Source organism: Streptomyces sp. NBC_01571, assembly GCF_026339875.1.
GTDB lineage: Bacteria > Actinomycetota > Actinomycetes > Streptomycetales > Streptomycetaceae > Streptomyces.
The window spans coordinates 3,757,043-3,769,490 of sequence record NZ_JAPEPZ010000001.1 but is presented as its reverse complement, the minus strand read 5'-3'; the positions used below and the strand labels follow the sequence as shown (position 1 = coordinate 3,769,490).

The window sequence follows — 12,448 nt, the reverse complement described above, 5'->3', positions numbered from 1 at the left end:
GATCACGGCTCGTCACCACCGAACTGGGGAGGGGCCGTGGTCGAGGACCAGGGCGTTGCGCGGCAGCGGGAGTCGCCGGAACAGCCGCGGGAGCACGGGGCCGATACCGTCGAGCTGGAGTACCGGCCGACCGTCGGGGACCTGTCGGCGGCACTGAGGGCGCGCAGAGGCGTCAGCAGGGCCGGCAGGCGGCAGTTCTGGGTGCTGGGTGTCGTGGCCGTCGTGGTCGCGCTGGAGGCCGCGCTCGCGCTGTCCGGACAGGACGCGTCCGTATACCCCGCGATCTGGCTCGTCGCGTGCGCGCCGCTGGTCCTGTTGTCGCCCTGGCTCATGGCCCGCCAGTTCCACCGGCTCGCGGAGCGCCAGGGCACGTTCCGCGTGACCGTCACGGACGCCGGGGTGACGGTGCGCACCGACAACGCCACCACGGCGCTCAACTGGGTCGCGCAGCCCCGCTACCGGGAGACGGCGGACGTCTTCGTCATGATCAGCCCCGACAGGAACGCCGTCGGTTTCACGGTGCTGCCCAAGCGCGCCGTGCGCGTTCCCGAGGACGTCGACCGGTTGCGGGCGATCCTCGACCGCAACCTGACGCGCGTCTGATCCCCTCCGGGGTTCAGGTGTTCGCCGCGGCGCACTCCGCGCAGGTGCCGAAGATCTCCACGGTGTGCGCGACGTTCACGTAGCCGTGCTCCGCCGCGATCGCCTCGGCCCACTTCTCGACGGCCGGGCCCTCCACCTCGACCGCCTTGCCGCAGACGCGGCAGACGAGGTGGTGGTGGTGCTCGCCGCTGGAGCAACGGCGGTAGACGGACTCGCCGTCGGAGGTGCGCAGCACGTCCACCTCGCCCGCGTCGGCGAGGTTCTGGAGCGTGCGGTACACGGTGGTGAGCCCGACGGAGTCACCCTTGTGCTTGAGCATGTCGTGGAGCTCCTGCGCACTGCGGAACTCGTCCACCTCGTCGAGCGCCGCCGCCACGGCGGCACGCTGCCGGGTGGAGCGGCCCCGAACGGGCGATCCAGCGGTAGTCACCGTTGCCTCCTCACGTCTGCCCTTGCCCGGTCATTGTGCCAGTCCGGACTGTCCGTGGTCAGACGCCGACCTTGCGTTCCGGGGCGCGGCCGGCCGGAATCACGCACTCCGCCGGGTCCCCTGGCGTCTGCCCGGCCGCCGCTGCCCGCGCCCGGCGCCGGGCGAGCGGCGTCGCCAGCGCGGTCAGCGCGATGAACGCCCCGATGGTCAGCAGCACGATCGTCGCACCGGGGGGCACGTCCTGGTAGAACGAGGTCACCGTCCCGCCGATCGTCACGCTCACCCCGATCGCGACGGCGATGGCGAAGGTGGCGGCGAAGCTGCGGCTGAGCTGCTGGGCCGCCGCGACCGGGACCACCATCAGCGCGCTCACCAGCAGCAGGCCGACGACGCGCATGGCGACCGTCACCGTGACCGCCGCCGTGACGGCGGTGAGCAGGTTCAGCGCGCGCACCGGCAGTCCCGTCACCCGCGCGAACTCCTCGTCCTGGCTGACCGCGAACAGCTGCCGGCGCAGCCCCACGGTGACGAGCACCACGAAGGCCGCCAGCAGGCAGATCGCCGTCACGTCGGACTCGCTGACCGTCGAGAGCGAGCCGAAGAGGTACGAGGTCAGGTTGGCGTTCGAGCCGGCCGGGGCGAGGTTGATGAACATGACGCCGCCCGCCATGCCGCCGTAGAAGAGCATGGCCAGCGCGATGTCGCCGCGTGTCCTGCCGTACCAGCGGATCAGTTCCATGATCACGGCGCCCAGCACCGAGACGGCCGTCGCCATCCACACGGGGTTGGCCGACAGCAGGAAGCCGAGGCCGACGCCCGTCATCGCCACATGGCCGATCCCGTCGCCCATCAGGGCCTGGCGGCGCTGGACGAGGTAGATGCCGACGGCGGGCGCGGTGATGCCCACCAGGACGGCGGCGAGCAGCGCCCGCTGCATGAACGTGTAGTCGAGGATCTCCATCAGCTCAGCAGTCCCGTCCGGATCGGTTCGGCGTCGTGAGCCGTGTGCGGGTGTACGTGGTCGTGGCCGGGCAGGGCGTGCTGGCCCACCGCGGCCGGGGGCGGGCCGTCGTGCAGGACGCAGCCGTCGCGCAGGACGACCGCGCGGTCGATCAGCGGCTCCAGCGGTCCCAGTTCGTGCAGGACGAGCAGCACCGTCGTGCCGGCCGCCACCTGCTGCGTGAGCGTCCGCGCCAGTACCTCCTGGCTCGCCAGGTCGACGCCGGCCATCGGCTCGTCCATGATCAGCAGTTCGGGCTCGGAGGCCAGCGCGCGGGCGATCAGCACCCGCTGGTGCTGGCCGCCGGAGAGCGCGTTCACGGAGTCCTTGGCGCGGTCCGCCATGCCGACGAGCTCCAGGGCGTGCCGTACGGCCTCGTGGTCGGCCCGGCGTAGCACGCCGAAGCGGGCGCGGGACAGCCGGCCGGAGGCGACGATCTCGGTGACCGTGGCGGGCACGCCGCCGGCCGCGGTCGTGCGCTGCGGGACGTACCCCACGCGCCGCCACTCGCGAAAGCGGTGCCGCGGTGTACCGAAGAGCTCGATCTCGCCCCCGCTGACCGCGACCTGGCCGATGACGCTGCGCACGGCGGTCGACTTGCCGGAGCCGTTCGCGCCGAGCAGCGCGACGACCTCGCCGCGCCGCACGGTCAGATCGATGCCGCGCAGGACGGGGCGTGAGCCCAGTTCGGCGGTGACACCGCGCAGGGATATGACGGGCTGGGTCGTCATGCCGTCCTCCGTAGGGATCACTGGGCGCCCAAAGCCGTCTGCAGCGCCTTCAGGTTGGACTCCATGACCTGGAAGTAGTCGTCGCCCCGGGACTTCGCGGTGATGCCCTCGATCGGGTCGAGGACATCCGTCTTCAGCCTGGCGTCACCGGCGACGGTCTTCGCGGTCTTGTCGCTGACGAGCGTCTCGTAGAAGACCGTCGAGACGCCGTCGGCCTTCGCCATCTTCTCAAGGTCCTTCACGCGGTTCGCGCTGGGCTCCGACTCCGGGTCGAGGCCGTTGATGGCCTCCTCGGTGAGGCCGTAGCGCTCGGCGAGGTAGCCGAAGGCGGCGTGGGTGGTGATGAAGGTCCTGGTCCTGGTGGTCCGCAGTCCGTCGGCGAACCGTGTGTTCAGGGCTCCCAGCTTCTCGACCAGTGCGTCGGTGTTCTTCCGGTAGTCGGCGGCGTGCTTCGGGTCGGCCTTCTCCAGGCCCTTGCCCACGCCCCGGGCGACCTCGGCGTACTTCACCGGGTCGAGCCAGATGTGCGGGTCGGTGGCCCCGGTCTCCTCGCCGTCGCTGTCGTCGTGGGCGGCGGCGTGTCCACCGACCTCGTTGCCGTGCTTCTCCAGTCGGGTCAGTGACGCGGCGTCGATCTTCGTGCCGACCCCGGACTGGGCGACGGCGGTGTCGACGGCCGGCTGGAGGCCCTTGAGGTAGACGATGGCGCCGGCCTTCTCGAGCCGCATGGTCTGCCGGACGCTGATCTCCAGGTCGTGCGGCTCCTGGCCGGGCTCGGTCAGACTCGTCACGCGCACGTGCGTCCCGCCGATCTGCTCGGCGAGGTACTGCATGGGGTAGAACGACGCGACGACATCGAGTTTCCCGTCGCTCCTTCCGTCGGCCGCCGCGGAGCCGGAGCAGGCGGAGAGGGTGGCGAGACCGAGGGTGGTGGCGGCCAGCGCCGCGGACCCGGATATGAGGCGTCGTCGTACGTTCATGACAGTCATTTTCAACAAACTTGGAAACGATTGTCAACAAGCCCTCGGTAAGTCCTCGGTGAACGGCGGGTCGGGCGGGCTGGTCACCGAACCGATTTGATACGAGGGTGGGCCGCGCCGGTAACCTGAATCATTCGCGCCGTCCGTCGTACTGAAGAGAGCATCGTGGCCGCCGACAAGATCGACACCATCGTCAGCCTGAGCAAGCGCCGTGGCTTCGTTTTCCCCTGTAGTGAGATCTACGGCGGACAGCGCGCCGCCTGGGACTACGGCCCGCTCGGCGTCGAGCTCAAGGAGAACATCAAGCGTCAGTGGTGGCGCTACATGGTCACCTCCCGTGAGGACGTCGTGGGCCTCGACTCGTCGGTGATCCTGGCCACCGAGGTCTGGGTCGCGTCGGGTCACGTCGCCACCTTCACCGACCCGCTCACCGAGTGCACCTCCTGCCACAAGCGCTACCGCGCCGACCACCTGGAGGAGGCGTACGAGGCCAAGCACGGCCGCCTCCCCGAGCACGGCCTCACCGACCTGAACTGCCCGAACTGCGGCAACAAGGGCACCTTCACCGAGCCCAAGCAGTTCTCGGGTCTGCTCTCCACCCACCTCGGCCCCACGCAGGACAGCGGCTCCGTCGCCTACCTGCGCCCCGAGACCGCGCAGGGCATCTTCACCAACTTCGCCTCGGTGCAGCAGACTTCCCGCCGCAAGCCGCCGTTCGGCATCGCGCAGATGGGCAAGTCCTTCCGCAACGAGATCACGCCCGGCAACTTCATCTTCCGCACCCGCGAGTTCGAGCAGATGGAGATGGAGTTCTTCGTCAAGCCGGGCGAGGACGAGAAGTGGCAGGAGTACTGGATGCAGGAGCGCTGGAACTGGTACACCGGCCTCGGTCTCCGTGAGGAGAACATGCGCTGGTACGACCACCCGGCCGAGAAGCTCTCGCACTACTCCAAGCGCACCGCCGACATCGAGTACCGCTTCCAGTTCGGCGGCAACGAGTGGGGTGAGCTGGAGGGCGTCGCCAACCGCACGGACTACGACCTGTCGGCGCACTCCAAGGCGTCGGGCCAGGACCTGTCCTACTTCGACCAGGAGGCCGGCGAGCGCTGGACCCCCTACGTCATCGAGCCCGCCGCCGGTGTCGGCCGCGCGATGCTGGCCTTCCTCCTCGACGCCTACGTCGAGGACGAGGCCCCCAACGCCAAGGGCAAGATGGAGAAGCGCACGGTGCTGCGCCTCGACCCGCGCCTCGCGCCGGTCAAGGTCGCCGTTCTCCCGCTGTCCCGCAACCCGGAGCTCTCGCCCAAGGCCAAGGGCCTGGCCACCGCGCTGCGCCAGCACTGGAACATCGACTTCGACGACGCCGGTGCCATCGGCCGCCGCTACCGCCGCCAGGACGAGATCGGCACCCCGTTCTGCGTCACCGTCGACTTCGACACCCTCGAGGACAACGCGGTGACGGTGCGCGAGCGCGACTCGATGAAGCAGGAGCGCGTGTCGCTGGACCAGATCGAGGGTTACCTCGCGTCCCGTCTGATCGGCTGCTGATCAGCCGCCGGCCGGCGCCGGCCGGCCGCTGACCGGCCGCCGCCCGTGGGACGACGAAGCCCCCGCCTCCCGTGACCACGGGAGGCGGGGGCTTCGTGGCGTCTCAACAGCGCCTCAACGGCCTTGCAGCGCCTTCACGTTGTCCCCGAACGTCCAGTTCTTGGACCCGTCCCAGTTGACCGACCACGTCATCAGGCCCTTGAGCGAGGTCCCGTAGTGGCGCCAGGCCTGCGAGACGAGACTCGGTGACATGTAGCCGCCGCCCGCGCCGGACTGGGCCGGCAGGCCGGGGACCTGCTTGTCGTAGGGCACCTTGACGGTGGTGCCCTGGACGACCAGCCCCTTGTTCAGGCAGTCCGTCTGCGCGACGAAACCCTGGACGGTGCCCGCGGAGTACGAGTCGCCGGAGCAGCCGTACATGCTGCCGTTGTAGTACTGCATGTTCAGCCACCACAGCCGGCCGTTGTCCGCGTACTTCTTGACGATCGGCAGATACGCGCCCCAGATCGAGCCGTACGTGATGCTGCCGCCGGTGACGTAGGCCGTCTCCGGCGCCATGGTCAGCCCGAAGTTCGCCGGCATACGGGCCAGCACGCCGTCGATGATGCGGATCAGGTTGGCCTGGGAGGCGGAGAGCTGGCCGATGTTCCCGCTGCCGACCAGGCCCGTCTCGATGTCGATGTCGATCCCGTCGAAGTTGTACTTCTGCAGGATGGGCACGATCGTCGACACGAACCTGTCCGCGACGGCGGAGGAACTCAGGTCGATGCCGGCGGCGGCCCCGCCGATGGACAGCAGGACCGTCTGCCCGGCCGCCTTGGCCGCGCACATCTCCGCGGGCGTCGCGACCTTCACGCCCGCGTCCATCCCGTCCTCCCACAGCGCGGTGCCGTCGGACCGGATGACGGGGAAGGCCGCGTTGAGCACGTTGTAGCCGTGCGCGGCGATGCGGGAGTCGGTGATCGGGGTCCAGCCGAAGGGCGGGTGGACGCCGTTGGACGAGCCGTCCCAGTTCTCCCAGTAGCCCTGGAGGACCTTGCCGGCGGGGCGGGACTTCACGGCGCAGGTGTCGGCCGCGGACGCGGTGGGGGCGGCGGCGACCGACAGGGGGGCGAGGACGGCGGCGGCCAGCGCGACGGCGAGCAGGCGCAACTTCCGGCGGATCATGCGGGGCCTCCTGGAGTGGGGGGCGCGGAGGGGGCGTGTCGCATGCATGACAGTGCGCGCGGTCCAGACCTGTCGTCAATAGGTCTGGACCAAGTGGGGCGGCGGCGATGGCGGCAAGGGCGGCGGGGGTGGGTGGCAAGGGCGGTAGGGGGTAAGCGCCACCGCTGACACATGACAGCTGACAGATATTGAAATCTGTCAGCTGTCATGTCATGGTGGGTACGGGTCACCTGACGGCACCCACCCCCCAATCGAAGGAACCTTCATGCGCACCCGCCCCCTCGGAACGACCGGCCCCCGGGTCGCCGCCCTCGGCCTCGGCTGCATGGGCATGTCCGCGCTGTACGGCGACGCGGACCGCGCCGAGTCCATCGCGACCGTCCACGCCGCACTCGAAGCCGGCGTGACCCTGCTGGACACCGGCGACTTCTACGCCATGGGCCACAACGAGATGCTCATCGGCGAAGCCCTGCGCACCGCCCCCGCGGCCCTGCGCGAACAGGCCCTGACCAGCGTCAAGTTCGGCGCGCTGCGCGACCCGGACGGCGGCTGGAGCGGCTACGACGGCCGCCCCGCCGCGGTGAAGAACTTCGCCGCGTACTCCCTCCAGCGCCTCGGCGTGGACCACATCGACGTCTACCGGATCGCGCGGGCCGACCCCGGCGTGCCGATCGAGGAGACGGTCGGCGCGATCGCCGAACTGGTCGAGAAGGGCCATGTCCGGCACATCGGCCTCAGCGAGGTCGGCGCCGACACCATCCGCCGGGCCGCCGCCACCGCCCCCATCAGCGACCTGCAGATCGAGTACTCGCTCATCTCCCGGGGCATCGAGGACGAGGTACTGCCGACCACCCGCGAGCTGGGCATCGGGATCACCGCGTACGGCGTGCTCTCCCGCGGACTGATCTCCGGCCACTTCACCGCCGACCGGGAACTGGGCGCGAACGACTTCCGCGCCATGAGCCCCCGCTTCCAGGGCGAGAACCTGCGGCACAACCTCACCCTCGTCGAGGCGCTGCGCAAGGTCGCCGAGCAGAAGAGCGTCTCCGTCGCCCAGATCGCCATCGCGTGGGTGCTCTCGCGCGGCGAGGACATCGTGCCCCTGGTCGGCGCCCGCACCCCGCAGCGGCTGGCGGAGGCACTGGGCGCCCTGGACGTCACGCTCGACGCCGGGGACCTCGCCGCCATCGAGGAGGCCGTGCCGGACGGCGCCGCCGCGGGCGACCGCTACCCGCAGGCGCAGATGACGCACCTCGGCACGGAGCGCTGACAGTACCCCCGGGTACGGTCGTCGTCATGGCACCACCGACCAGCGAGACCCTGACCGCCGAGCGCATCCTCGAAGTGACCGAGGAGGTGCTGCGCCGCCACGGCCCGGCCAAGGCCACCGTGGTGGACGTGGCCCGCGCGCTCGGCGTCAGCCACGGCAGCGTCTACCGCCACTTCCGTACGAAGGCGGCGCTGCGGGAGGCGGTCACCAAACGCTGGCTGGACCGCACGTCGCAGACGCTGGCCCGGATCGTCGGGGCGACGGACGAGACGCCTCCCGAGGCGCTCAGGCAGTGGTTCGGAGCGCTGTTCGCCGCCAAGCGGCACAAGGCGGGCGACGACCCCGAGCTGTTCGCCACGTACACGGTGCTCCTCGCCGATACCAGCAGCGTGGTCGAGGAACATGTCCAGGAGCTCGTCGGCCAGCTCACGGACATCGTCGGCCGAGGCGTGCGCGAGGGAGACTTCGCGGCGGTGGACGGCGACGCCGCCGCGACGGCCCGCGCGCTCTTCGACGCCACGAACCGCTTCCACGACCCGGCCTACGCCCGCGAATGGGAACAGCCGGGCATCGAGGCCGAGTTCACGGCGGTCGTCGACCTCGTCCTGCGCGGCCTGCGCCCCTGACCGGTGGACCCGGCGGAGAGCGCTCAGCCCTCCGTCGGGTCCACCGTCGCCTGGTGGGCGTCGGCGAGGTGTTCCTCCGCCTTCAGCCACGGCAGGAACTGCGCGCTCTTGCGCCAGCCGCAGGTGCCGCACCTGATCGTGCGCTGCATCCCCGTCCGCTGGACGTGGACGACGTGCTCGCGGCCGTGCTGGTCCCAGCGGCTCACCTTGCTCGTGTTGATCTGCAGCATGACACCTCCTGGTGTTTCCGCTCCGCTTGTTCGGCAAGGCCTGTGCAGCAAGGAGTGTGCAGCATGGAGAAGATCAACGGGGGCTCTTCGGTCACGAGTTGACCGGCGGGGCCGCGAGGCCGTCGGCCTAGACTCCGCTGCATGACGACCGAAGCCGCCGCCATCGGGCGGGATCTCGCACCGAACGGCATCCTGCGGGCCTCGATCAACCTGGGCAATCCGGTACTGGCCGGGGGGACTCCGCAGTCCCCGGCCGGCATCACCGTGGACCTCGCGCGCGAGATCGGCGTGCGGCTGGGCCTGCCCGTGGAACTCCTCTGCTTCGACGCGGCCCGCAAGTCCTACGAGGCGATGGCGGAGGGCCGGGCCGACCTCTGCTTCCTGGCCGTCGAGCCCGCACGCGAGGCCGAAGTCGCCTTCACGGAGCCGTACGTGGTGATCGAGGGCGTGTACGCCGTGCCCCGCGACTCGGACCACGCGAGCGCCGCCGACGTCGACCGTCCCGGTGTACGGATCGGTGTGAAGCGCGGATCCGCCTACGACCTCTTCCTCACCCGCACGCTGCGGCACGCGAGCGTCGTACGCGGGGAGGAAGGCGTCGACGCGTTCAGCGCCGAAGGGCTGGAGGCCGCGGCCGGGATCCGGCAGCCGATGACCGCGTACGTCGAGGAACATCCCGAACTCCGGCTGATCGAAGACCGGTTCATGCAGATCCGGCAGGCGGTCGGCACGACCAGGACCCGCCGCCCCGAGACCGTCCGCTTCCTGCGCGATCTCGTCGAGGAGCTGAAGTCCGGCGGCTTCGTCGCGGACGCCCTGCGGCGCTCGGGCCAGTCGCCGACCCTGGTCGCTCCGCCGGCCGGCCCGGGACCCGCCCCCGTCACCGCCGAACTGCAGTGCGTCGTGCTGGACTGCCCGGACCCGCACCGGCTCGCCGGGTTCTACGCGCAACTGCTCGGCGGCGAGGTCGACCGGCCCGACAAACGCTGGGCGCTCGGCGAGGGCTGGGCGACGCTCCACACGCCGTCCGGTCCGGTCCTGGCCTTCCAGCGGGTGGCGGAGTACCAGCCGCCGCGTTGGCCGGAGCCCGGCCGGCCCCAGCAGTTCCATCTGGACTTCGGCGTCCCCGACCTGGACCTCGCGCGCGAACAGGTCCTGGCGCTCGGCGCGACCGTCCTCGACGACCCCGACGGGCGCGGCTGGCACATCTACGCGGATCCGGCCGGGCACCCGTTCTGCCTGGTCCGCCACTGAACGGACCCGTCGCCGGAAGGCCCCGGTGCTCGGTGCCCGACGGGGCGGCCGCCCGGCCCGCGCTGCGGGCCCGCGCCGCGGCGCTCGCCGTCCAGCCCGCGCCGCGCTGCCCGCTCAGCCGACCTTGCGCGGCAGCCGCAGGCTCAGTGCCGCCGTCAGGGCCACGCCCGCCAGCTGCACCAGCAGCGTCGTCACCAGGGCGTCCCGCATGCCGTGACCCGGGACCAGGGACAGGAACAGGGTGCCCAGGGTGGCGACGCCGACGGCGAGCGCCGACTGCTGGGTGGTCGCCATCACGCCACTGCCGACACCGGCCCGCGCGGCCGGTACCTCGGAGAGGACGATCCGGATGAGCACCGGCAACTGGAGCGCCTGGCCCGCACCGGCGACCGCCGTGCCCGGGAGCAGCTCCCACACCCCGAGGTCCGGCCAGGACCGCCACACGGTCAGCGCGATGAGGGCCACGCCCACCGCCTGGATCAGGCCGCCCGCGGTGACGACCCGGGTGCCGTAGCGGGCGATCAGGCGCGGCCCGCAGAGAGAGGTGACGAAGAAGACCACGGCCATCGGGGCGAGGGCCAGCCCGGCCGCCACCGGACCGAGGTCCGCGCCCTGCTGCAGGGCCACCGCGATCACGAACATGAAGCCGCTGAAGCCGATCGAGAACGGCACGATCATGATCAGGCCCCGCCGCAGTGAGGTCAGCGCGAACAGGCTCGGCGGCACCAGGGGAGTGCGGCCGGCGCGGTCCTCCCGGCGCTCGACGTGGTAGAACGCCGCCGCGACCAGGGGGAACAGGGCCAGTGACAGCCAGGTCCACAGCGGCCTGCCCGCCGCGCGGCCCTCCGTCAGCGGGGCCAGGAGCGTCAGCAGCGAGAGGGCGAGCAGGACGGTGCCGGGGGTGTCGATCGGCTCCGGGTGCTGCGAGCGGGTCTCGGGCACGGCCCGTGCGGCCAGGACCAGGCCGAGGAGGACGACGGGGACGTTCACGAGGAACACCGCGCGCCAGCCGGTGCCCGCGATGTCCGCGGCGACCAGGAGGCCGCCGAGTATCTGCCCGGCCACCATGGACAGTCCGGCCGTCGCGCCGTACAGGCCCATGGCCTTGGCGCGGCGCCCTCCCGCGGTCGCCGCCTGGATGGTGGCGAGCACCTGCGGCAGCATCGCGGCGGACGCCGCGCCCTGCGCGACACGGGCCGCGACCAGCGTCCAGGCGCTGGGCGCGAGCCCGCACGCCAGCGAGGTCAGGCCGAAGGCCGCCATGCCCCCGAGGAAGAGCTGCCGCCGTCCGAAGAGGTCGCCGAGCCGGCCGCCCAGAACGAGCAGGACGGCGTACGAGACCCCGTACCCGGCGACGACGAGTTCGAGGACGGCTTCGCTCGCGTGCAGGTCCCGGCCGATGGTCGGGAGGGCTACGTTGACGATGAAGAAGTCGATGAGCGGCAGTGCGGCACCGAGCAACACGGTGAAGAGTCCGAGGCCACTGAGAAGGGGTGGCGCGGACGGTGATCGGACGGGTGCGGTCAGAGTTCCGGTTTCGGTCACGTAAAGAGCTTCGTCCCCACCTCAGGCTGGTACCAGAGTTTCCTTATCCTGGTAGAGGCAGTACCTGGCAACAGGTTCCGGCGGACGGCAGTCTGGAGACATGACGACGATGGTGCGGGAGACGACCACCACCCCGGGCCCGGCCGCCGGCGCCGCCCCGCGCGGAAGCGCGATCCGGCGGCACGAACTCGCCGCCTTCCTGCGCAACCGGCGCGAACGCATCACGCCGGAGCAGGTCGGACTGCCCCGCGGCCGCCGCCGGCGCACCCCGGGACTGCGCCGCGAGGAGGTCGCCCAGCTCTCGTCCGTGGGCGTCACCTGGTACACCTGGCTCGAACAGGCCCGCGACATCCAGGTCTCCGAACAGGTTCTCGACGCGCTGGCCCGCACCCTGCTGCTGGACTCCAGCGAGCGCGCCCACCTCTTCCAACTGGCCGGCGCCGTCGACCCCACGCCCGCCGCGCGGTGCCCGACCATCACCCCGGCCCTGCGCCAGATGCTGACCCAGCTGGAGCCGGTCCCGGCCTGCATCCAGAACAGCCGGTACGACATCCTGGCGTACAACCGCACATACGCCCGGTTGATGATGAGCGACCTGGACGCGGTGGCGCCCGAGGACCGCAACTGCATGGTCCTCGTCTACACCCACGAGGAGTGGCGCAGGTCGATCGTGCTCCTCGACGAGACCATGCGCATGATGGCCGCCAAGTTGCGCGCCTCGATGGCCGGACACCTCGGCGAGCCCGCCTGGAAGATGCTGGTGAAACGGCTGCGGACGGAGTCGGCGGAGTTCCGCGAGATCTGGGAGCGGTACGAGGTGTTCGGAGGTGCCCGCAGCAAGACGAAGCAGTTCCTGAACCCGTACGTCGGGCTCCTGACCCTCGATCACACCGACCTGTGGCTCGCCCCCGACATGGGCGCCCGGATGGTGACCTACGCCCCGACCGACGAGGCGAGCCGTGAGGGGCTGGAGAAGCTGCACGAGATCGCGCGGGCGGCGGAGACCGAGGCGGCCTAGGTGTTCTGTCCGGCCGTTCCCGTCCGCCCTGCGGGCGATCACGGAA

Annotated in this window: 13 protein-coding genes and 1 pseudogene; 7 read left to right on the top strand and 7 right to left on the bottom strand. The window is 71.1% G+C overall.

The window, feature by feature from the left end; all coding sequences use genetic code 11:
- Positions 1 to 36: 36 nt before the first annotated feature.
- Complete coding sequence (locus tag OHB41_RS16985; protein ID WP_266699045.1) at positions 37 to 603, top strand: YcxB family protein; 567 nt, start codon at positions 37 to 39, stop codon at positions 601 to 603.
- A gap of 13 nt (positions 604 to 616) precedes the next feature.
- On the opposite strand, the gene OHB41_RS16980 is transcribed toward OHB41_RS16985, so the two are convergent.
- Genes OHB41_RS16980 through OHB41_RS16965 form a run of 4 tightly spaced genes read right to left on the bottom strand, consistent with a single transcriptional unit; the run spans position 617 to position 3,744 of the window.
- Positions 617 to 1,033, bottom strand: coding sequence for a Fur family transcriptional regulator (locus tag OHB41_RS16980; RefSeq protein ID WP_266699044.1), 417 nt, complete (start codon positions 1,031 to 1,033; stop codon positions 617 to 619).
- A gap of 58 nt (positions 1,034 to 1,091) precedes the next feature.
- Complete coding sequence (locus tag OHB41_RS16975; RefSeq protein ID WP_266699043.1) at positions 1,092 to 1,994, bottom strand: metal ABC transporter permease; 903 nt, start codon at positions 1,992 to 1,994, stop codon at positions 1,092 to 1,094.
- Complete coding sequence (locus tag OHB41_RS16970) at positions 1,994 to 2,764, bottom strand: metal ABC transporter ATP-binding protein (protein WP_266699042.1); 771 nt, start codon at positions 2,762 to 2,764, stop codon at positions 1,994 to 1,996. Before OHB41_RS16970 ends, OHB41_RS16975 begins: the two co-directional genes overlap by 1 nt.
- A 17-nt stretch (positions 2,765 to 2,781) precedes the next feature.
- Entirely contained in the window at positions 2,782 to 3,744 is a 963-nt protein-coding gene (locus OHB41_RS16965; RefSeq protein WP_266699041.1) for a metal ABC transporter substrate-binding protein, read from the bottom strand.
- Between the two features lie 165 nt (positions 3,745 to 3,909).
- Here OHB41_RS16965 and OHB41_RS16960 point away from each other — a divergent pair, with 165 nt between their 5' ends.
- Complete coding sequence (locus OHB41_RS16960; protein ID WP_266699040.1) at positions 3,910 to 5,292, top strand: glycine--tRNA ligase; 1,383 nt, start codon at positions 3,910 to 3,912, stop codon at positions 5,290 to 5,292.
- Between the two features lie 114 nt (positions 5,293 to 5,406).
- Here OHB41_RS16960 and OHB41_RS16955 read toward each other — a convergent pair whose 3' ends face one another.
- Complete coding sequence (locus OHB41_RS16955) at positions 5,407 to 6,459, bottom strand: chitinase (protein WP_266699039.1); 1,053 nt, start codon at positions 6,457 to 6,459, stop codon at positions 5,407 to 5,409.
- 265 nt (positions 6,460 to 6,724) lie between these two features.
- On the opposite strand from OHB41_RS16955, the gene OHB41_RS16950 reads away from it, so the two are divergent.
- Both OHB41_RS16950 and OHB41_RS16945 read left to right on the top strand, forming a co-directional pair.
- Positions 6,725 to 7,729, top strand: a complete 1,005-nt coding sequence (locus OHB41_RS16950; protein WP_266699038.1) for an aldo/keto reductase — start codon at positions 6,725 to 6,727, stop codon at positions 7,727 to 7,729.
- Positions 7,730 to 7,755: 26 nt separating this feature from the next.
- On the top strand, positions 7,756 to 8,355 hold the full coding sequence (locus OHB41_RS16945; protein WP_266699037.1) for a TetR/AcrR family transcriptional regulator: 600 nt from the start codon (positions 7,756 to 7,758) through the stop codon (positions 8,353 to 8,355).
- 23 nt (positions 8,356 to 8,378) lie between these two features.
- Here the strand turns inward: OHB41_RS16945 and OHB41_RS16940 are convergent, their stop codons facing one another.
- Positions 8,379 to 8,585 (bottom strand): hypothetical protein, encoded by a 207-nt coding sequence (locus OHB41_RS16940; protein WP_266699036.1) that lies wholly within the window; start codon positions 8,583 to 8,585, stop codon positions 8,379 to 8,381.
- A gap of 141 nt (positions 8,586 to 8,726) precedes the next feature.
- Between OHB41_RS16940 and OHB41_RS16935 the strand changes: the two are divergent.
- Positions 8,727 to 9,374, top strand: a pseudogene (locus OHB41_RS16935) (transporter substrate-binding domain-containing protein); the annotation flags it as partial.
- Positions 9,375 to 9,428: 54 nt separating this feature from the next.
- Positions 9,429 to 9,839: a VOC family protein gene (locus tag OHB41_RS16930; RefSeq protein WP_266705926.1), complete on the top strand. Its 411-nt coding sequence runs from the start codon at positions 9,429 to 9,431 to the stop codon at positions 9,837 to 9,839.
- A gap of 114 nt (positions 9,840 to 9,953) precedes the next feature.
- Here the strand turns inward: OHB41_RS16930 and OHB41_RS16925 are convergent, their stop codons facing one another.
- On the bottom strand, positions 9,954 to 11,384 hold the full coding sequence (locus OHB41_RS16925; RefSeq protein WP_266699035.1) for an MFS transporter: 1,431 nt from the start codon (positions 11,382 to 11,384) through the stop codon (positions 9,954 to 9,956).
- Between the two features lie 100 nt (positions 11,385 to 11,484).
- Between OHB41_RS16925 and OHB41_RS16920 the strand changes: the two genes are divergently transcribed.
- The gene (locus OHB41_RS16920; RefSeq protein ID WP_526024924.1) at positions 11,485 to 12,402 is read left to right on the top strand and encodes an MmyB family transcriptional regulator; all 918 of its coding nucleotides are present in this window, start codon (positions 11,485 to 11,487) and stop codon (positions 12,400 to 12,402) included.
- The last annotated feature ends 46 nt before the right edge of the window (positions 12,403 to 12,448 follow it).